The sequence below is a fragment of the Xanthomonas sp. AM6 genome, from assembly GCF_025665335.1.
Classification (GTDB): domain Bacteria; phylum Pseudomonadota; class Gammaproteobacteria; order Xanthomonadales; family Xanthomonadaceae; genus Xanthomonas_A.
On the sequence record NZ_CP106869.1, the window covers coordinates 903,659 to 923,882 of the forward strand.

Annotated in this window: 13 protein-coding genes; 9 read left to right on the forward strand and 4 right to left on the reverse strand. The window is 69.8% G+C overall.

What is annotated here, in order from left to right; all coding sequences use genetic code 11:
- Nucleotides 1–72 precede the first annotated feature (72 nt).
- Complete coding sequence (locus OCJ37_RS03760) at nucleotides 73–2,703, reverse strand: TonB-dependent receptor (protein ID WP_263112366.1); 2,631 nt, start codon at nucleotides 2,701–2,703, stop codon at nucleotides 73–75.
- Nucleotides 2,704–2,775: 72 nt separating this feature from the next.
- A complete protein-coding gene (gene glk / locus OCJ37_RS03765; protein WP_263112367.1) occupies nucleotides 2,776–3,807 on the reverse strand; it encodes a glucokinase in 1,032 nt (343 codons plus the stop codon).
- A 487-nt stretch (nucleotides 3,808–4,294) separates the two neighbouring features.
- Between glk and OCJ37_RS03770 the strand changes: the two genes are divergently transcribed.
- From OCJ37_RS03770 to OCJ37_RS03805, 8 genes are all read left to right on the forward strand, one after another.
- Nucleotides 4,295–5,440: an acyltransferase family protein gene (locus tag OCJ37_RS03770; RefSeq protein ID WP_263112368.1), complete on the forward strand. Its 1,146-nt coding sequence runs from the start codon at nucleotides 4,295–4,297 to the stop codon at nucleotides 5,438–5,440.
- 105 nt (nucleotides 5,441–5,545) lie between these two features.
- The gene (locus OCJ37_RS03775; RefSeq protein ID WP_263113574.1) at nucleotides 5,546–6,268 is read left to right on the forward strand and encodes a GntR family transcriptional regulator; all 723 of its coding nucleotides are present in this window, start codon (nucleotides 5,546–5,548) and stop codon (nucleotides 6,266–6,268) included.
- A gap of 40 nt (nucleotides 6,269–6,308) precedes the next feature.
- A complete protein-coding gene (locus tag OCJ37_RS03780; protein ID WP_263112369.1) occupies nucleotides 6,309–7,586 on the forward strand; it encodes a sugar MFS transporter in 1,278 nt (425 codons plus the stop codon).
- A gap of 42 nt (nucleotides 7,587–7,628) precedes the next feature.
- A complete protein-coding gene (locus tag OCJ37_RS03785; RefSeq protein ID WP_263112370.1) occupies nucleotides 7,629–8,696 on the forward strand; it encodes a LacI family DNA-binding transcriptional regulator in 1,068 nt (355 codons plus the stop codon).
- A gap of 8 nt (nucleotides 8,697–8,704) precedes the next feature.
- Nucleotides 8,705–9,733, forward strand: coding sequence for an SIS domain-containing protein (locus OCJ37_RS03790; protein ID WP_263112371.1), 1,029 nt, complete (start codon nucleotides 8,705–8,707; stop codon nucleotides 9,731–9,733).
- On the forward strand, nucleotides 9,733–10,890 hold the full coding sequence (gene nagA, locus OCJ37_RS03795) for an N-acetylglucosamine-6-phosphate deacetylase (protein ID WP_263112372.1): 1,158 nt from the start codon (nucleotides 9,733–9,735) through the stop codon (nucleotides 10,888–10,890). Before OCJ37_RS03790 ends, nagA begins: the two co-directional genes overlap by 1 nt.
- A gap of 158 nt (nucleotides 10,891–11,048) precedes the next feature.
- The gene (locus tag OCJ37_RS03800) at nucleotides 11,049–11,858 is read left to right on the forward strand and encodes a fructosamine kinase family protein (protein ID WP_263112373.1); all 810 of its coding nucleotides are present in this window, start codon (nucleotides 11,049–11,051) and stop codon (nucleotides 11,856–11,858) included.
- A gap of 130 nt (nucleotides 11,859–11,988) precedes the next feature.
- Nucleotides 11,989–13,155 (forward strand): M23 family metallopeptidase, encoded by a 1,167-nt coding sequence (locus tag OCJ37_RS03805; protein WP_263112374.1) that lies wholly within the window; start codon nucleotides 11,989–11,991, stop codon nucleotides 13,153–13,155.
- A 185-nt stretch (nucleotides 13,156–13,340) separates the two neighbouring features.
- Here the strand turns inward: OCJ37_RS03805 and OCJ37_RS03810 are convergent, their stop codons facing one another.
- Nucleotides 13,341–14,576 (reverse strand): multifunctional CCA addition/repair protein, encoded by a 1,236-nt coding sequence (locus tag OCJ37_RS03810; RefSeq protein ID WP_263112375.1) that lies wholly within the window; start codon nucleotides 14,574–14,576, stop codon nucleotides 13,341–13,343.
- Between the two features lie 129 nt (nucleotides 14,577–14,705).
- A complete protein-coding gene (locus OCJ37_RS03815; RefSeq protein WP_263112376.1) occupies nucleotides 14,706–16,646 on the reverse strand; it encodes a transglycosylase SLT domain-containing protein in 1,941 nt (646 codons plus the stop codon).
- A 455-nt stretch (nucleotides 16,647–17,101) separates the two neighbouring features.
- Between OCJ37_RS03815 and OCJ37_RS03820 the strand changes: the two genes are divergently transcribed.
- On the forward strand, nucleotides 17,102–19,987 hold the full coding sequence (locus tag OCJ37_RS03820; RefSeq protein WP_263112377.1) for a TonB-dependent receptor: 2,886 nt from the start codon (nucleotides 17,102–17,104) through the stop codon (nucleotides 19,985–19,987).
- Nucleotides 19,988–20,224: the final 237 nt, after the last annotated feature.

Genomic DNA, 20,224 nt, shown 5'->3' on the forward strand with positions numbered 1-20,224 from the left:
GCTGCAAGCAAAGCGGGCCCGGACGAATCCGGGCCCGCAGTGGGTCTACAGGTTGCGCATGCGTTGCCGCGATCAGAACTTGAAATGCACGGTGGCCATGTAGCGGCGCCCGTTCTTGTAGCGGCCGGCGGGATGGTCGGTGTCGCCCAGGTACTGGAAGTAGTCCTCGTCCAGCAGGTTCTGCGCGTCCACCTGTACAGACCACTGTTCGTTGATCGCATAGCCGATGCTCGCACCCAGGTCGGCGTAGTCGTCGACGCTGGCCGGGGCCGCGCCGGCCACGTAGCCGCCGGCGAGATAGCTGTCGCGCCAGTTGTAGGTGATGCGCGCGTTCAGCGGGCCCTTCTCGTAGTACGGGCTGAAGGCGATGGCGTTGCGCGACTGGTAGGGCAGGGCGTCGCCGGTGTTGTTTTCGCCGTTGGCGTAGGTGTAGTTGGCGGTGAGGCCGAAGCCGCTGTCGCCGAACGGCTGCTGGTAGGCGATGGTGAAGCCCTTGACCTTGCCGTCGCCGGCGTTGCGCGGGCGCTGGATGCTGTAGTCGCAGTAGCCGTCTGCGGTACAGCCGTTGCTGCCGAGCATCTGCGCCCAGGTCTGCGGCGAGGTGTCGCGGATCGAGTTGTACTGGCGCTCGATCGTGGCCGAGGTGTCGATGTAGTTGTCGATCTTCTTGTAGAAGATGGACCAGGCCACCATCGACTGCTCGGCGAAGTAGTACTCGGCCGACAGGTTGAAGTTCCACGACTCGTACGGCGACAGCTCGGCGTTGCCGCCGCTGCCGGTGAGCGTGGTGTCGTTGAGGAAGGTGTTGTTGACCATCTGGTTGTACGGCGCCCACGCGATGACCTTGGCCGCGGCGAAGCGGAATACCCAGTCGCTGCTGGTGTCGTAGACCAGGTTCAACGACGGCAGCACGAAGTTCTCCTTCTTGGTGCGCGTCTGCCACTTGCTGTCCAGGTCGTCCAGCGTCGGCGTGCCGCTGTAGACGAAGCCGCTGCCCTCGGTCTTGGAATCCACGTAGCGCACGCCGAGGTTGCCGCGCAGGCCGCCCTGGGAGAAGTTCAACTGCGCATAGGCGGCGTTGTTGGTCTGCTCCAGCGCCCAGCTGTTGTTGAGGAAGCTGGCCGGGTCGGGATTGCCGTAGTCCACCGGGCTGTTGCGGATCCAGTCCATCACGTTGCCGCGCCCGGCCTGCACGTGCCGGCCCTGGTCGGGATAGAAGCCCTGGATGTCGGTCAGGCCGAGGGTGCCGACGTCGGCGAGCGTGCCGGGGGTGACGCCGCCGTACACGTTGAGCTCGAAGTTCTCCTTGTGCTTGCCCTGGCGCAGGCCGAACAGCAGCTGGTTGAATACGCTGTCGAAGCGCACGTTGAAGTCGAGCTGGCCGTAGGTGTCCTTGCTCTCGGTGGAGAAGATGCCGTTGTTGCCGAACCAGCCGCCGGCCGAGCCCCAGTTGGCCGGATCGCGCGCGCCGGCCGGATCGTCGAAGCGGATGCCGCGGTCCAGGTCCCAGCTGAAGCCGCCGTTGTAGAACGGCTCGATGAAGTACTGCGCCAGGTGCTTGTTCTCCGACTTGCTCTGGCCGACCTGGCCGCCCACGCCCCAGTTCTCGCCGCGGAAGGCGCCGCGCAGGTCCACGCCCTTGGTGGTGACCTCGGACTGGCGCACGTTGTTGTCGTAGATCACGGTGCCGCCGTCGGGGTTGGCGTTGGCGCTGGAATGGCCGCTGCGGACCACGCCGTTGCGCACGCCGCCCAGCGCGTCCACCGCGTCGATGGTGCCCTGGTTCCAGGTCAGGAAGCTGTACATCGACTGGTTGTAGTTGTCGAAGTTTTCCTTGATGTACAGGCCGCTGAGGTTGAACTCCAGCGCATCGCTGGGCTTGAGCTGCAGGTTGACCACCGCGCTGTCGCGCTTGCGGTCCTGCTGGAACCACGCCGCATTGACCGAGTTTGGCACGTCGGCATCGGCCGGCACGCCGGTGGCGTTGGTGAAGGTGGAGGCCTTGGCGTAGCCGAACACCTCCATGCCCTGGCGGTCGACGCGTTCTTCGTAGTGCTGCGCGGACACCGCGATGCCGAAGGTTTCCTCCGGGTTCTTCCAGCTGTACAGCAGCGAGGCGTTCGGCTTGCCCTCGCTGGCCTGCTGGCTGTAGCTGTAGCCCACCGAGGCGGCGAGCTCGTTGGCCTTCATGTCCAGCGGCTGGCGGGTGTGCATCAGCACGGTGCCGCCGAGGCTGCCTTCGGTCAGGCGCGCCTCGGACGCCTTGATGATCTCGGCGCGGCCCAGGATCTGCGGCGACAGCAGGGTGTAGTCGAAGCCGCGGTTGGGCTGCTCGCCGTACAGCCAGATCGCCTGCGCCACCGGATGCCCGTCGAGGAACGACAGGTTCAGGCTGGGATCGGTGCCGTCGATGCTGACCCGCTCGCCCTGGCCGAAGCGGCGGTCCAGGGTGACGCCGGGAATCTGCGAGAACGCCTCGGCCACGTTGGTGCTCGGGAACTTGCCGATGTCCTCGGCGGTGATCGCCTCGGAAACGGTGACGTTGTTGCGCTTGGTGTCCAGCGACTTCTCCAGGCTGGCGCGGATGCCGACCACCTGGACGGTGTCCAGCTCGGTGGCGCCGGTGCTGGCCTGCTGCGCCTGGGCGCCGAAGACCAGGCTGCTGGCGATGGCGGCGGTCAGTACGGACTTGCGGTATTTCATGATGTCTCTCCTCATCGATGAACGGATCGACCGCGCGCCTGCGACCCCCTGCAGCGCGCGCGGCCTCGGTGCCTACTGCGGTGTTGCGTGACGCTGGCGCGTGCTCTGGCCCAGGTACCAGCTGGCGGCGCCGACGACGCCCAACTGCCCGTGCTCGACCAGCTTCACGGGAATGCGCTGCAGCGCCTCGCGCATCGGCCCCTTGTCGAGGAAGCGCTGCACGAAGCTGCTGCGGATCAGGAATGGATGGATCTTCGGCAGGATGCCGCCGGCCAGGTAGATGCCGCCTTGCGCGCCGTAGGTCAGCGCCAGGTCGCCGACCACGCTGCCGAGCAGGCCGCAGAACACCTCCAGGCTGTCCACCGCCAGCGCGTCGCTGCCGTCGAGCGCGCCGGCGGTGATCGCATCCGGCGAGGCATGCACGACGGGCGCGCCGCGCACCGCGCACAGGGCGGTGTACAGATTGAGCAGGCCAGGTCCCGACAGCGCCTGTTCCACCGACACATGGCTGCGCCCGCCCAGCATGTGCCGCAGCAACTGCATCTCCAGTTCGGTGTTGGTCGCCAGCGCGGCCTGTCCGGCCTCGGTCGCCAGTACCACCGGGCGCTCGCCGGTGGGGATCCACACGGCTGCGCCCAGCCCGGTGCCGGGACCCAGCACCAGCACCGGCGCGCGCGGCGCCTGCGCCGGCCCGGCCAACTGCACGACCTGGCTGGCATCGACGTAGGCGGCCGCGTGCGCCACCGCCTCGAAGTCGTTGACCAGGTGCACCGCATCGAAGCCGAGTTCCCCGCGGATGGCGCGCGGCGACAGCGGCCACGGCAGGTTCACGGTGATCACGGTGCCGTCGGCGAGCGGGAACCCGGCGCTGGCGATCACGCAGTCCTTCAGCGCCGGCCCGCCGCGCAGGAACTCGGCCAGGATCGCGCTCAGGCTCGGATAGTCGGCGCAGCGGTAGGTCCGATAGTCGAGCACGGCGACGGGCTGCGCGGCGTCGCTGCCGGCGCGGACGCGGCCGACGCGGACGTGCGTGCCGCCGACGTCGGCGGCCAGAAACGCGTCCGGCGTGCCGGGCACGGCGTGCCTTTCGATGGACTGGACCATTGCGACTCCCTGCCTCCCCATGTCCTGCGCTCTCCGCGTTTGTGCGGAATTCGACCCCGTTCGTGCGGATTCTTACGACGTGGTGACAACGATGTCAACGGGAATTGCGGCGAGTTGTCTGGTTATGATTTCTGTGGTCTCCAGTCCGAATCCGGGAGACGAGTTCAGGAAAACGATTTCAGGGCGCCTTTGTGATCAAACACTTGCGGTATACCTAAGCAAATCAAGCGGATCCGGCATGGGCGCTGCCGCGGCGCGGGGACATGGTGCACCGCGGAAATTGGTCTTATCCGCGGTAGACAATTTCGGCACTGGAGGTGACAACGATGCTGTTTTGCGGCACTGCAACCAGACTTTTTGTCCGCTGCTGCGCATCGGTTGGCCTGTGCCCGACCGCGGGCGCGCCGCTGCCGTTGCCGCGGCTCGGTGCGGGGCGCCGATCCTGTGCAGCGGCCGTTGCAACCTTCCCGGTCCGGCAGTGCCGGCCATGAGCGCGCCGCCCCCGATGCCGGTGGCCGGCCGCGAGCGCTTCCTGTCGCTGGACGTGTTCCGCGGCCTGACCATCGCACTGATGATCCTGGTCAACACCCCCGGGCCAGGCGCGGCGCCGTATGCGCAGCTGGAGCATGCGGCGTGGTTCGGGTTCACCCTGGCGGACCTGGTGTTCCCGTCGTTCCTGTTCGCGGTCGGCAGCGCGATGAGCTTCGCGCTGGCCGGCGATCTTCCGCTCGGCGCGTTCTGGCGCCGCGTCGGCAAGCGCGCCGCGCTGATCTTCCTGTGCGGCTTCCTGCTGTACTGGTACCCGTTCTTGCATGTGCAGGACGACGGACGCCTGGCGCTCAACGCGCTGGGCGAGACCCGCATCATGGGCGTGCTGCAGCGGATCGCGCTGTGCTACCTGCTGGCGGCGCTGCTGGTGCGCCACGCGCCGCCGCGCGCAGTGCCGTGGATCGCGGCAGCGCTGTTGTTCGGCTACTGGGCGCTGCTGTACGCGTTCGGCACGCCCGGCGCGGAACTGGACAAGCTCGGCAATGCCGGCACCCGGCTGGACCTGTGGCTGTTCGGCCGCAACCATCTGTACCGGCACGACGGCGGCTTCGATCCGGAAGGCCTGCTCGGTACGTTGCCGGCCACGGTCAACGTGCTGGGCGGTTATCTTGCCGGGCGCTTCCTGCAGCGCCGCAGCAAGACCGCGGCGGCCACGGCCCTGCTGCTCGGCATGGGCGTGGCGCTGGTCGCGCTGGCGCTGCTGTGGAACCCGTGGTGGCCGATCTCCAAGAAGCTGTGGAGCGGCGCCTTCGTCGCCTGCACGCTGGGCCTGGACCTGGTGCTGCTGGCGGCGCTGGTGTACGCGATCGAGTTGCGCGGCTGGGTGCGCGGCACGGCGGCGTTCACCGTGCTGGGGCGCAATCCGCTGGCGATCTACCTGTTCGCCGAACTGTGCATGGTGACGCTGCGGCTGCTCCCGGCCGGCGACAGCGGCCACGACCTGTACGCGTGGGCGGGCATCGAGGTGTTCCAGCGCCTGCTGCCGGGACCCGGCGGCAGCCTGCTGTGCGCTGCGGCCTACACCGGGCTGTGCTGGCTGGTGGGCTGGTGGCTGGACCGCCGCCGCCTGTACCTGCGGCTGTGACCCCGGCGTGCACAGGCCACGGATTGGTACTATATTGGACCTAACGAATTCCTGCGGTCCGGAGCGAGCACGATGACCAAGCCCAAGCCGGTGCCCGATCCCAGATTGGCGGGCTTGGCCGTGGACCCGGGCGCGCCGACCCCGCTGTACCTGCAACTGGCGAGCAAGCTGGTGGCGGCGATCAAGGACGGGCAGTGGAAGCCGGGCGAGGCCTTGCCGGCCGAGCGCCAGCTGTGCGAGCAGCTGCAGGTGTCGCGGGTGACCCTGCGCCAGGCGGTGGATGCGCTGGTCGAGCAGGGCCTGGTCTCGCGCCGGCAGGGCGCCGGCACTTTCATCACCTCGCATATCCAGCACCAGCTCAGTGGCCTGGCCAGCTTCAGCGAAACCCTGCGCATGAAGGGCCTGGAACCGGGCACGCGCTGGCTGGAGCGGCGCATCCGCCCGGCCCACGGCGAGGAGATCCTGCGCCTGGGCCTGTCGCCGGACACGGTAGTGGCATCGCTGACCCGCCTGCGCAGCGCCGACGGCCGGGTCATGGCCTACGAGAAGGCGGTGCTGCCGCAGCACGTCGTGCCCGATCCGCTGGCGATCGGCGATTCGCTGTACGCCCACCTGGACGAACACGGCCACCCCGTGGTGCGCGCGCTGCAGTACTTCCGCGCGCTCAACCTGCCGGCGCGGCTGGCCGGACACCTGGGCATGAAGGAGGGCGAGGCGATCCTGCACGTGGTGCGGGTCGGCTACACCCGCGACGGCAGCGCGATCGAACTGACCGACACCTATTGCCACAACGACTACTACGACTTCGTCGCCGAACTGCGACGTTGAGCCGTCCGCACCCACGCGCCCTCCCGGAGCCCGCCCGCCCATGACCACCGCACGGCCTGCCAGTCCCTTCGCCTCGATCGCCATCGTCGGGTTGCTGTTCTTCATCATCGGCTTCTTCACCTGGATCAACGGCCCGCTGATCACCTTCGTGCGGCTGGCGTTCGACCTCGACGAGGTCAACGCGTTCCTGGTGCTGATGGTGTTCTACCTGTCGTATTTCTTCCTGGCGCTGCCGGCGTCGTGGATCCTCAAGCGCACCGGCATGAAGAAGGGCCTGGCGCTGAGCCTGGTGGTGATGGCGGCGGGCGCGGCGGCGTTCGGCCAGTTCGCCACGCAGCGCTTCTATCCCGGCGCGCTGGCCGGCCTGTTCGTGATCGGCAGCAGCCTGGCGCTGCTGCAGACCGCGATCAATCCCTACATCAGCATCCTCGGCCCGATCGAGAGCGCGGCGCGGCGCATCGCGGTGATGGGCATCTGCAACAAGATCGCCGGCATCCTGGCGCCGTTCCTGATCGGCACGCTGGTGCTGCACGGCGTCGGCGACCTGGCCACGCAGGTGCAGGCCGCCGACCCGGTGGCCAAGGAGGCGCTGCTGGATGCGTTCGCCGCCAAGATCCACCTGCCGTACCTGGTGATGGCCGGGGTGCTGGTGCTGGTGGCGATCGGCGTGCTGTTCTCGCCGCTGCCCGAGCTCAAGGCGTCCGAGGCCAACGCCACGCCGGCCGCCGCCGGCAACGCCGCGCAGAAGACCAGCATCTTCCAGTTCCCGCACCTGTGGCTGGGCGTGCTGTGCCTGTTCGTGTACGTGGGCGTGGAAGTGATGGCCGGCGATGCGATCGGCACCTACGGCAACGGTTTCCACCTGCCGCTGGACCAGACCAAGCTGTTCACCTCGTTCACCCTGGCGGCGATGCTGGCCGGCTACGTGGCCGGCCTGCTGCTGATCCCCAAGGTGATCTCGCAGGCGCGCTACCTCAGCGTGTCGGCCGTGCTGGGCGTGCTGTTCTCGTTCGGCGCCTACGTCACCCACGGCTACATGTCGGTGGGTTTCGTCGCCGCGCTGGGCTTCGCCAACGCGATGATGTGGCCGGCGATCTTCCCGCTGGCGATCAAGGGCCTGGGCCGCTTCACCGAGATCGGCTCGGCCCTGCTGGTGATGGGCATCGCCGGCGGCGCGATCATCCCGCAGCTGTTCGCGGTGCTGAAGCAGCACTTCGATTTCCAGCTGGTGTTCCTGCTGCTGATGGTGCCCTGCTACCTGTACATCCTGTTCTATTCGCTGCTCGGCCACCGCGCCGGCCAGGCTTCCGGCGCGTGATCGCGCATCATGGGCACACTTCCCGACGTGCAGGACCGCAACATGCGTAGACCGACCATCAAGGATGTCGCCGAACGGGCGCGGGTGTCGCTGAAGACCGTCTCGCGCGTGATCAACAACGAACCGTCGGTGATGCAGGCCACGCGCGCGCGCGTGCTGCACGCCATCGCCGAGCTGGACTACGAGCCGGACCCGTCGGCGCGCAACCTGCGCAGCGGCACTCCGTTCGTGATCGGGCTGGTGTACGACAACCCCAACCCGTACCACATCATCGGCGTGCAGAACGGCGTGCTGGCGGCGTGCCGCGAGACCGGCTTCGGCCTGCAGATCCATCCCTGCGACTCGACCTCGCCGATGCTGGCCGAGGAACTGGCCGAATGGACCCAGCGCTCGCGCCTGGCCGGGCTGGTGCTGACCGCGCCGATGTCCGAGCGCGCCGAGCTGGTCGCGGCGCTGACTGCGCGCGGGATCAAGACCGTGCGCATCATCGCCGCCACCGAGGATCCCCAGGACGGCCCCTGCGTCTACGTCGACGACCGCGACGCCGCCTACGAGGTCACCGAACACCTGATCCAGCTCGGCCACCAGCGCATCGGCTTCCTGTGGGGCGGCACCTCGCACCGTTCCAGCGGCGAGCGCTACGCCGGCTATGAGGCGGCGCTGAAGGACTACGGCATCACCCTGGACAAGCACCTGGTGGTGCCCGGCGACTACACCTTCGACGACGGCTTCCGCGGCGCGCGGCGGCTGCTGGCGCTGCGCGAACCGCCGACCGCGATCTTCGGCTCCAACGACGAGATCGCCGCCGGCGTGCTCGCCGCGGCCAAGTCGGCGGGCATGAACGTGCCCTACGACCTGTCCATCGCCGGCTTCGAGGACAGCCCGTTCTCGCGCCAGTCGTGGCCGGCGCTGACCACCGCCAAGCAGGCCACCGAGGACATCGCCCGCCACGCCGCGCGGCTGCTGATCAGCCAGCTGCGCAGCGACGCCTACGAAGAGCATCCGGCGCCGATGCGCAACCAGGGCTTCGTGCCGCAGCTGGTGGTGCGCGGCTCCACCGCGCCGATGCAGCCGCAGTCGCGCCGTTCCCCTTCCCCCGACCCGACATGACCCTGCCCATGGCATTGCCCACCGAAACCGAGACCCTGATGTTCCGCGAGGCCGCGGAAACCGCCGACGTCGTCGCCGCGCAGTTCGCGCGCAACCATGCGGCGGTGAGCGCGCTGGCCGCCACGCTGCGCGCCGATCCGCCGCCGTTCGTGGTCACCTGCGCGCGCGGCAGTTCCGACCATGCCGCGACCTACGCCAAGTACCTGTTCGAGACCCAGATCGGGGTGGTCACCGCCTCGGCCTCGCCCTCGGTGGGCTCGGTGTACGCCTCGCCGCTGCAGTTGCGCGGCGCGCTGTACGTGGTGATCTCGCAGTCCGGCAAGAGCCCGGACCTGTTGCGCAACGCCGAAGCCGCCAAGGCCGCCGGCGCGCGCGTGGTGGCGCTGGTCAATGTCGAGGATTCGCCGCTGGCGCAGCTGGCCGACACGGTGATCGCGCTGGGCGCCGGCCCGGAGAAGAGCGTGGCGGCGACCAAGAGCTACCTGGCCTCGCTGGCGGCGATCCTGCAGCTCGGCGCGCACTGGAAGAACGATGCGGCGCTGCTCGCCGCGCTGGACGCGTTGCCGCAGGCGCTGCGCGCCGCCTGGCAGGCCGACTGGCGCCCGCTCACCGACGGCCTGGCCGACGCGCACAACCTGTTCGTGCTCGGCCGCGGCCTGGGCCTGGCCGCGGCGCAGGAAGCGGCGCTGAAGTTCAAGGAAACCTGCGGCCTGCATGCCGAGGCGTACAGCTCGGCGGAAGTGAAGCACGGGCCGATGGCGCTGGTCGGCCCGGGCTTCCCGGTGCTGGCCTTCGCCCAGCCGGACGAGACCGGCCCCGGCACCCGCGACCTGGCCGAGGAGTTCCGCGGCCGCGGCGCGCAGGTGTGGCTGGCCGGCGCCGACGGCGACCTGCCGCTGGTCGCCGCGCCGCATCCGGTGTGCGCGCCGCTGCTGACCATCCAGAGCTTCTACCGCGCGATCAACGCGCTGGCGCTGCGCCGCGGCTACAACCCGGACTTGCCGCCGCATCTGAACAAAGTGACGGAGACGGTGTGATGGCGACCACGGCGCTGCGCAATGCGCGCGTACTCGGCGAGGACGGATTCCTCGATGGCACGAGCGTGCTGCTCGACGGCGGCCGCATCGCCGCGCTGCTCGACGACGGCGACGCGCGCGTGGCCGCGGCGCCGGTGCAGCTGGACCTGCACGGCGGCACCCTGCTGCCGGGCTTCATCGACCTGCAGGTCAATGGCGGTGGCGGCGTGCTGTTCAACAACCGGACCGACGTCGACGCGCTGCGCCGCATCGGCCAGGCGCACCGCCGCTACGGCACCACCGGCTATCTGCCGACGCTGATCAGCGACGACGTCGCGGTGATGCGCGCGGCGATCGCCGCCACCCGCCAGGCCATCGCCGACGGCGTGCCGGGCGTGCTCGGCATCCACCTGGAAGGCCCGTACCTGGCGCCGGCGCGCAAGGGCACCCACAACGTGGACAAGTTCCGCGTGCCCGATGCCGCCGAACTGGCGTTGGCCGCCTCGCTGGACAATGGCGTCACCCTGATCACGCTGGCGCCGGAGCGGGTGCCGGCCGACAGCATCCGCGCGCTGGTCGCGGCCGGCGCGCAGGTGTTCGCCGGGCACACCGCCGCCAGCTACGAGGAGGCGCGCGCCGGCCTGGATGCGGGCATCCGCGGCTTCACCCACCTGTACAACGCGATGTCGCCGCTGCAGGGGCGCGACCCCGGCGCGGTCGGCGCGGCGCTGGAAGACCGCCACGCCTGGTGCGGGATCATCGTCGACGGCGTGCACGTGCACCCGGCGAGCCTGCGCGTGGCGCTGGCGGCCAAGCCGCGCGGCAAGCTGTTCCTGGTCACCGACGCGATGCCGATGGTCGGTGCCGACAGTCCCGACTTCGACCTGTACGGCGAAACCATCACCGCCGTGGACGGCGTGGTGCGCAACGCCGCCGGCACCCTGGCCGGCTCGGCGCTGGACATGGCCAGCGCGGTGCGCAACACCGTGCAGTGGCTCGGCGTGCCCCTGGACGAGGCCGCGCGCATGGCCTCGCTGTATCCGGCGCAATGCGTCGGCCTGGACGACCGCTACGGCCGCATCGCGCCCGGCTACCAGGCCGACCTGGTGCTGCTCGACGACGCGCTGCAGGTGCAGCGGACCTGGATCGCCGGGGCGATGGAGCAACCAGCGGCATAGCCGATCCATGCGCCTGGCGCGTCCGCCACGCGCAAACGGGGGCATTCGTCGGCGGCGTGCCGACGATTCCGATCCAGTCGTGGGAGCGACTTTGGTCGCGACGCGCTTCACCGGGAATGCCGGTCGCACCCAAGCGGAAAACCCGCTAGCCTGAGCCGATGCATGCCGCCGGTTCCGACCTGTTCGCCGTGCCGGCGCATGACGGCCTGCACCGGCTGACGCTGCGCGACGGCCGTGGCGCGATCTGCAAGCGCCGCCGCGCCCTGCCGCCCGATTTCTTCGCCGCCGAAGTGCGCGGCCTGGACGCGTTGCGTGCCGCCGGTGGCCTGCGCGTGCCGCAGGTGTATGCGCAAGGCGAGGACTGGCTGTTGCTCGAAGACCTAGGCGAAGCGCGTCCGGATCCAGCGTTCTCCCGGCTCGCCGGCGAAGGCCTGGCGCGACAGCACCGCCTGCGCGGCGAGCGCTTCGGCTTCGATCACGACGGCTATATCGGCGACAGTCCGCAGGCAAACGCGGCAGACAGCGACGGGCATCGCTTCTTCGTCGAACGACGGCTGCGCCCGCAAGGCGACCGCGCGCTGCGCAGCGGCCGCCTTGACGCCACCGCGGCGGCGCGCCTGCAGCGGCTGTACGCACGCCTGCCGCAGCTGATCCCGGCGCAGCCGCCGGTGCTGCTGCACGGCGACCTGTGGCAGGGCAACCTGCACTGCGCCGGCGACGGCCTGCCGGCGCTGATCGATGCCGGCGCCACGCACTACGGCTGGGCCGAAGCCGAGCTGGCGATGCTGACGCTGTTCGGCGAACCCGATCCGCAGCTCCTGCGCAGCTACGCCGAGCACGCGCCCTTGGCCAAGGACTGGCGCGAGCGCGCGCCGCTGTACAACCTCTACCACCTGCTCAACCACCTCAACCTGTTCGGCGGTGGCTACGCCGCGCAAGTGGAGCAGGTGCTGGCCCGCTTCGGATAGGCATGCCGAAGGACACCTTGCGGCCCGCCCGGGTCGTCGCCAAGCTTGGCCATCGGTTTCCGCGCAGCGATGGCCCAGGGGCGAGCGGTCGTTGCTTCGCTCCATGTCTCTTCCGGGGAGTGTGCATCGAATGATTCGCAACGCTGCGCTGGCGCTCCTGCTTGCAGGAATCCCGGGCACTTCCGCTGCCCGCGCCGAGGAGGCCTGGGCGCCGGTGGAGGCGCGCGTACCGTTCGCGCCCACTGCGTTCACGGGCAGCGACGGGCTCACGCACCTGGCGTACGAGCTGCACGTCACCAACTTCTACGGCGACTCCGGCGCGCTCGCGCCGCAGGGGCTGGACGTGTTCGGCGACGATGCGGCCACGCCCCTGCTGGCACTGGATGCGAAGCAGCTGGCGCAAGTGGCGAAACCTGCGCCGGCGGCGCAAGAACCCGTGGCGATACTCCCCGGCAAGCGCGCGGTGTTCTTCGTATGGTTGACCCTGCCGGCGGACGCGTCCGTGCCGCACCGCCTGCGCCATCGCATCCAATTCACCGCGGACACGCATGCGAACAGCGTGCTCGACGGCGCCACCGTCCAGGTCGGCGATGCGAAGCCCATGGTCATCGCATCGCCGTTGCGCGGTGGCCGCTGGTTGGCCCACGAAGGCCCGGGCGCCGCCCAGTCGCACCACTGGGGCAGCCTGGTGGCGGTGAACGGGCAGCTGACCATTCCGCAGCGCTACGCCCTGGATCTGGTGGGCGTCGACGATGCCGGACACGTGCTGCGATCCGGCGTGAAGGACATCCAGAAATCCCTCTACGCCGACTGGATCGGCTATGGCGCGGACGTGCTTGCCGTGGCCGATGGCGTCGTGCGCAGCGCGCGCGATGGCGAGGCCGAACACCCGCCGCTCAGCGCGCAACCGGAACCCAGCGCGCTCACCAGCAACGGCCTGTTCGGCAACTACGTGGTGCTGGAAATCGCGCCGGGCACGTTCGCAAGCTATGCGCACCTGCGGCGAGGCAGCCTCAAGGTGAAACCGGGCGACCGGGTGCGGCGGGGGCAAGTGCTCGCGCAGCTGGGACAGTCCGGCAATTCCGCCGCGCCGCATCTGCATTTTCAGCTGTCCAATGCCGTCGCGTTCGAAGGCTCGGAAGGCGTGCCTTACGTGTTCGAGCGCTTCGGCTACCTCGGCCCCGAATCCGAAGCCCAGCTGTTCGGGCAGGGCGATCCATGGAAAGCCTCGCCCATCGAATACCGCCGCTCGCAGCTGCCGCTCAACGACGTGGTGATTCGGTTTCCCGGTCCTTAGGAGATCTTTGCCGGCTTCCTGCGCCCGCCTGGGCGGCATCCAGGCCGGACACGGGAAGTGGCCGGTGTGGCCGTTGGGGGACGGCGCGCGCAGCTTCGCCCCAGCCGCTTGGGCCGGCGTTTTTTTCAGGTGGAAAGAACCGGACCGTGCCTGCGAGACGGCATGCGATGCAAGGCGCGGCCGCGTCAGTCCGCGGGTGCGCCGCGCGCCGCGGCGATCGCCTTGATCCGCGCCTTGGCCAGCGCCTCGCCGATCTGCGGGCCGCTCAGGCCCTGCGCGGCCAGGTCGCGCGCGTTCACCGCCAGCGCGGCGGCGTGCAGGCGCTGCAGTTCGCGGCCCTGCGGGTAGTCGGCGTCCTCGCTGCCGAGGCGGCCGCGCTTGTCGGCCTCGCACACCAGCGCCAGCTGCGCGATGCGCTCGGGCTTGCGGAAGCCATCGCAGCGTTGCAGCAGTTCGTGCACGGTGCGGTCGCGCAGCTCGGCCAGGCGGTGCACGTTCAGGTGCTCGCGGCAGGCGATCTCGGCCAGCTGGCGGTGCTCCTGCGGCAGCTTCAGCCGCTCGCACAGCGCGCGCAACGGGGCCACGCCGCGCTGTTCGTGCATCACGTGGCGGGGCCATTCCGCTTCCGGCGTCAGCGCCTTGCCCAGGTCGTGGGTCAGCGCGGCGAAACCGATCAGCGCATCGCCCGGCGCCAGCCGCGCGGCCATGTCGCTGACCAGTTCCTGGTGGCGGCCGGTGTCGATCTCGGGATGGTATTCGGCGCGCTGCGGCACGCCGTACAGCGCCTCCAGTTCCGGCAGCACGCTGCGCAGCGCGTCGGCTTCATGCAGCGTGCGCAGGAACGCCGAGGGCTGCGCGGAGGCCAGGCTGCGCCGCAGTTCCTGCCACACGCGCTCGGGCACCAGCGTGTCCAGTTCGCCGCTGGCCGCCATCTCGCGCATCAGCGCCAGCGTCTCCGGCGCCACGCTGAAGCCCAGCGGCGCCAGCCGCGCCATGAAGCGCGCCGCGCGCAGCACGCGCAGCGGGTCTTCGCCGAACGCAGGGCCGATGTGGCGCAGCACGCGCTGCTCGAGGTCGCGCACGCCGCCGTACGGATCGACCAGCGCGCCGCTGGCCTCGTCGCGGGCGATCGCGTTGATGGTGAAGTCGCGGCGCTGCAGGTCCTCTTCCAGCGTCACCGACGGATCGGCGTCGACGGTGAAGCCGTGGTAGCCGCGGCCGGACTTGCGCTCGGTGCGCGCCAGCGCGTATTCCTCGCCGCTGTGCGGATGCAGGAACACCGGGAAATCGCGGCCCACCTGCTTGTAGCCCAGCGCCAGCATCTGCTGCGGCGTGGCGCCGACCACGACCCAGTCGCGGTCGCCGGGCGGCTGCCCGAGCAGGCTGTCGCGGACGGCGCCGCCGACGAGGTAGATATGCATGGGCCGGGATTCGGGAATGGGGAGTGGGGATTGGCCAGGGCGGTGTCGCGCGAGCGGATGCCGCCCTGGCCTATCCCGGCGATGCTACCTGCATACGGACGCGCTGCGCTGTTGCCAATCCCGAAATCCCTAATCCCGAATCCCTGCCTCACAGACGAACTTCTTGCGCGGCGCGTCCAGCTTGCCGAGCATGCGGTCGCTGACCGGCAGGGCGTCGCCGTTGAGGCGCCAGTCGTAGATCACGCTGAAGGCGAGGATGCGCGCGACGTATTCGCGGGTTTCCTTGTAGCTGATGGTCTCGATCCAGAAATCGGCGTCGTGGCCGGGGCGCTGGCTCTGCCAGCGCTGCGCCGGGCCGGGGCCGGCGTTGTAGGCGGCGATGGTCAGGTACGGCAGGCCGTAGGTGTTCAACAGCTGGCGCAGGTAGGCGGTGCCGATGGCGATGTTGGTGTCCGGGTCGTACAGGCTGGCGGCGCCGCCGTAGCCGGCCAGGCCGAGGTTCCTGGCGACGCTGGCGCCGGTGGCCGGCAACACCTGCATCAGGCCCATCGCATTGGCCGGCGAACGCGCGTTGGGATTGAAGATGCTCTCGGCGCGGATCTCGGCGGCGACCCAGGCCGGGTCGATCGCGTTCTTGCCCGCTTCGCGGCGGATCGTGGCGTCGTGGTGCAACGGAAAGCGCAGCGAGTACAGGCGCTGTTCGTCGGGCGACTTGCCCAGCGCGAACACCGCGCGGTCGAACCAGCCATTGTCGCGCGCCACTTCCACCGCGATGCGCCGCTGGGTGTCGTCGAAGCGGCCCAGCGCGTCGTTCCATTCGGCCACCGCCCAGGACGCGCGCTCGATCTTGAACAGCTCCAGCGCGCGCACCAGCGCCGGATCGCGCGCCACCGCGGCCTGCGCCTGGGCGCTGTCGTTGGGTTCCCACGGGCACAGCGCGTAGGGCTGCTTGAGCCGGTCGGCGGCCATGAAGCCGTGGAAGGTGGCGGACTTGGCCGCCTCGCGGTACAGCCGCTGCGCCTCGCCGGCCGTGCCGGTCTTCTCCGCCAGCCGCGCCTCGAAATACTGCCAGCGCGAATCGTTGCGCTGCGCCGGCGCCATCTTGCGGATCGCCGCCAGCGCCGCCGGCCAGTCGCCGCGCGCCATCGCCTCGCGCGCGCGCCACTCGTGCAGGCGCTCGTCGTAGGCGCTGTCGGGCACGGCGTTGAGCCGGCGCGCCGAATCCGGGCCGTAGGACGCCACCGTCCACAACGCGATCTGGTACAGCACGTCGCCGCGCTGCGCCTCGCTCAGCTGCAGCGCCTGGGCGAACTGCGGCAGCTGCCGCTCGGCGGCGTCGGGATCGGTCTTGGCCAGTTTTTCCAGGCCATCCACCACCACCTTGCGGCTGCGCTCGGTCTTCGGCCAGGACAGCGCGCGCGGGTGCACCGCGTCCAGGAACGCGGCGTAGTCGTTGGCCAGGGCCAGCTCGGCGGCGGGCAGGCCGCGTGCGGCGCTGCGCATCACTGCCGGCTGCTGCGCGTCGGCCGCCGCTTCCACGCGGCTCCAGCGCAACGCGTCGGTCAGGCCGCCGCGCGCCTGCAGCACCGCGAACACCGCATCGCAGGCGTCCGGCAGCGACTTGCCGCTGCTGCGCCACAGCGCCTGCGCCTCGTCGACCCATTGCGCATCGGCGCGGCCGGTGGCCTGGCGCGCGTTGAGCTGCGCGCAGCGCAGGCCGACGTTGTCGGTGGGCTTCCAGTTGGCCAGCAGCGCCGGCCAATCCTGGCGCCGCGCCAGCGCCGGCAGCCACAGCGCGCGGAAGCTCTCGGCCACCGGCTGCCCGGCGTAGCGCTTGAGGAAATCCTGCGCCTGCGCGTCGGAGACGCGGTCGATGGTGCGGCGCAGGTTGGCGTATTCGAGCCAGCCGTACAGCGGATGCTGCCTGAATGCCGCGGCCTGGGCGGGATCGAACTGGCCGCGTTCGGCGGCGTCGATCGCCGCGCGCAGCGCCGGACGCTGGGCGTCCAGGGACTGTGCGAGGGCAGGAGCGGTGCCGCAGAGCGCGGCGGCGAGCAGCAGGAGGGACATGCGCAATTTCATGCGCAGGACTATACCGAACGCCGATGAATCGACGCGCCAGGCAAGGCGCTGCGGCAGCGCCGGCGCAGGCGGACATGGCTGCGCGGGCGCGCTCGCTGCAGCGTGCGGCGCCGATGCAGCGACGTCGGTCGGGCAGGGCAGTGGGAACCGGTGCACGGCCTGCGCCGGCTGCCTGCCGACGCCCAACCCCGTGTTCGCCGCCGGGCGCCGCCGCGCATGCGGATCGCCAGCGCGTCGACCTGCGCCATGGCCACGGCGCACCACCGTTCTTCCGACGCATCGGCCTGCCCGTGTCTACGACGTCATCCAGTCGGTCCGGGTCCGGCCGAATCCCGTTCCGATCGCTTGCTTAGCGTTTACGTTTTGTTTACAAGGTAGGCCACGCCGTCGCGGTGCAGGGGGTCGCAGCGGCCGACCCACATCCTTCCTGGAGAGAGAGACGGATGAATTTCCTGCACCGCCATCCTTTGGTTTTCGCGGTTTCCTTGTCCTTGCTCGCCGGTTCGCCCGTGCTGGCCGTCGCCCAGCAGGCCGCGCCCGCTGCCCCCGAATCCGCCACCACCCTGGACAGCGTCCAGGTCACCGGCACGCGCATCCGCAGGGCCGAGCTGGAAGGCCAGGTGCCGGTGCAGACGCTCAGCCGCGCCGACATCGAACGCACCGGGCTGAACTCGATCGGCGACGTGCTGCAGGAGCTGACCGCGTCCGGCTCGGCGTTGAACGCCAAGTTCAACTCCTCCGGCAACTTCGGCTTCCCGCCGGACGGCAGCGGCGTCGGCGCCGGCTCGGCGCAGGTCGACCTGCGCCATCTGGGCTCCAAGCGGGTGCTGGTGCTGGTCGACGGCATGCGCTGGGTCAACGAATCCTCGGCCTCGGGCGTGGGGTCGTCCACCGATCTCAACACCATCCCGCTGGCCATCGTCGAGCGCATCGAAGTGCTGGAGGACGGCGCCTCGTCGCTGTACGGCTCCGACGCCATCGCCGGCGTGGTCAACATCATCACCCGGCGCAAGTTCGACGGCGGCCAGGTCACGCTGAACTACGGCCAGTACGACAAGGGCGACGGCGCCAGCAAGGGCTTCGACCTGGCCTGGGGCCACAGCACCGAGCGCACCAGCCTGTTCCTGGGCGCCAGCTACACCAAGCAGGACCCGATCTACGCGCGCGACCGCAAGCAGTCGCTGTATCCGGTGCCCGGCACCGGGCTCAGCTTCGCCAGCTCGGCCACGCCGGACGGCCGCTTCATCTTCGTCGATCCGGTCACCGGCGCCGAGCAGGACCTGACCCTGAACAGCGGCGTGCGCGGCCCGGCCTACGACGGCAGCGCCGGTTGCACGCGCAGCGACGACTACCACTGCTTCGGCACCCCCGACCGCTACAACTTCGCCGCCTCCAACCTGTTGCTGACCCCGTCCGAACGCAAGGGCGTGTTCGGCCAGTTCCGCTACTTCTTCAACGACGACGTGCAGTGGTACCTGAAGGTGCTCGGCAACCGCCGCGAATCGACCAACCAGGCCGGGCCGGAGCCGATCTTCCTCGGCCCCGATGCCGGCACCGGCAACCCGCTGGCCGACAACATCGTCATTTCCGCGGCCAACCCGTACAACCCGTTCGGCTTCGACCTGGATTCGTCCAGCAACCTGATCATGATCGGGCGCCGGCCGGTGGAAGGCGGCGCGCGCGTGTTCGAGCAGCGCGTGGACACCCAGTACGTCGGCACCGGCTTCATCGGCAGCTTCGAGAGCGCCGACCGCACCTGGTTCTGGGACGTCAACGGCGCCTACAGCAAGAACAAGGCCGAGCAGACCAACTACGGCAGCTACAACATCTACAACATCAACCTGGCGCTGGGCGACCCGGCCGCATGCGCGGCGGTGGCCGGCTGCGTGCCGCTGGACATCTTCGGCGGCGCCGGCAGCATCACCCCGGAGATGCTGCGCTGGATCCAGCCGGTGGTGCACGACCGCAGCCAGAACGAACTGACCCAGTTCACCGCCAACCTCAGCAGCGACCTGTTCACGCTGCCGGCCGGCGCGGTGTCCTTCGCCACCGGCGTGGAATACCGCAAGTACGAGGGCTCGTACCAGCCCGATCCGCTGACCGTGATCGGCCACTACAACGGCGTGCCGTCGTTGCCGACCGAGGGCAGTTACGACGTCAAGGAGGCCTACCTCGAACTGAGCGTGCCGATCTTCGCCGACTCGCCGCTGGGCGACAAACTCGACCTGAGCCTGGCCGGGCGCTACTCCGACTACTCCACCTTCGGCGGCAAGTTCACCCCGAAGTACGGCCTGCGCTGGCAGGTGTCGCCGGACTTCGTGTTGCGCACCAGCTTCGCCGAAGGCTTCCGCGCCCCGACCATCGGCGAGCTGTACGGCTCGGCCGCGCGCGCCGACCTGACCCTGTCCGACCCGTGCTCGATCGGCCTGGGCGGCACGCCGCCGCGCGGCAGCGCGGCCAACTGCGCCACGCTCGGCGTGCCGGCCGGCTACCAGCAGGCCAACTCGCAGATCTCGGTGACCACCGGCGGCAACCGCGCGCTGGAACCGGAGGAGGCGCGCAGCTTCAGCGCCGGCTTCGTGTGGAGCCCGTGGTTCGCCAGCAACGTGCCGTGGTCGGACCGCTTCGACGTCGAGGTGACCTTCTACCGCCACGACATCGAAGGCGCGATCCAGGCGATCAACGCGCAGACCCAGCTCGACCTGTGCGTGGACACGCTGGACCCGACCTATTGCACCGGCATCACCCGCGCCTCCACCGGCGGCATCAACGGCTTCAACAACCGCCTGACCAACCTCGGCTCGATCAAGACCGACGGCTGGGACGTGGACCTGTTCTGGACCTCGCCGGAGACCGCGGCCGGGCGCTTCAAGATCGGCTGGCAGAACACCTTCGTCACCCGTTACGTCGCCACCGGCGCCGCCGGCCAGGTGCAGCCGCAGGAACCGGGCGTGGAAGTGGTGGACAGCGCGATCCCGGAATGGACCAGCAACCTGACCCTGGACTGGTCGCTCGATCGCTGGAACGCCTCGTGGACGGTGCGGCACATCTCCGAACTGACCGAACAGTGCGGCGATGCGGTGGCGTTCCCGGTGTGCAGCGACCAGGCCGCCGGCACCAACACCCTGGACGCGACCACCTACCACGACGTGCAGCTGGGCTACCGCATCGACTGGCTGAAGGGCCTGACCGTCAGCGGCGGCGTCAACAACGTCTTCGACAAGGATCCGCCGATCTGCCTGTCGTGCTCGCTCAACGGCTACGACGCGTCCACCTACGACATCCCGGGCGGCCGCTACCTGTACGTGCGCGCGGACCTAAAGTTTTAGTCGCCTTCGCCCCGGGAGCGGCCACTTGTGGGAGCGGCTGCAGTCGCGACGGGCTTCACCGAGGGCCCCGCCGCGACTGCAGTCGCTCCCACAACGTCATGCAAGCGCCGCGCTTTTTGTAGGAGCGGCTTCAGCCGCGACGCTCTACCGGGAAAGCCCGGTCGCGGCTGAAGCCGCTCCTACAGGAGACGCAGCGGTACGGGAGGCAGCGGTACAGCGGGCGCAGCAGCAGGGAGG

Coding starts and splice junctions, on each gene's coding strand:
- OCJ37_RS03815 (WP_263112376.1), bottom strand. CDS start 16,646: ATGTCCCTCCTGCTGCTCGCCGCCGCGCTCTGCGGCACCGCTCCTGCC.
- glk (WP_263112367.1), bottom strand. CDS start 3,807: ATGGTCCAGTCCATCGAAAGGCACGCCGTGCCCGGCACGCCGGACGCG.
- OCJ37_RS03800 (WP_263112373.1), top strand. CDS start 11,049: ATGCATGCCGCCGGTTCCGACCTGTTCGCCGTGCCGGCGCATGACGGC.
- OCJ37_RS03785 (WP_263112370.1), top strand. CDS start 7,629: ATGCGTAGACCGACCATCAAGGATGTCGCCGAACGGGCGCGGGTGTCG.
- OCJ37_RS03820 (WP_263112377.1), top strand. CDS start 17,102: ATGAATTTCCTGCACCGCCATCCTTTGGTTTTCGCGGTTTCCTTGTCC.
- OCJ37_RS03790 (WP_263112371.1), top strand. CDS start 8,705: ATGGCATTGCCCACCGAAACCGAGACCCTGATGTTCCGCGAGGCCGCG.
- OCJ37_RS03805 (WP_263112374.1), top strand. CDS start 11,989: ATGATTCGCAACGCTGCGCTGGCGCTCCTGCTTGCAGGAATCCCGGGC.
- OCJ37_RS03760 (WP_263112366.1), bottom strand. CDS start 2,703: ATGAAATACCGCAAGTCCGTACTGACCGCCGCCATCGCCAGCAGCCTG.
- OCJ37_RS03770 (WP_263112368.1), top strand. CDS start 4,295: ATGAGCGCGCCGCCCCCGATGCCGGTGGCCGGCCGCGAGCGCTTCCTG.
- nagA (WP_263112372.1), top strand. CDS start 9,733: ATGGCGACCACGGCGCTGCGCAATGCGCGCGTACTCGGCGAGGACGGA.
- OCJ37_RS03810 (WP_263112375.1), bottom strand. CDS start 14,576: ATGCATATCTACCTCGTCGGCGGCGCCGTCCGCGACAGCCTGCTCGGG.
- OCJ37_RS03780 (WP_263112369.1), top strand. CDS start 6,309: ATGACCACCGCACGGCCTGCCAGTCCCTTCGCCTCGATCGCCATCGTC.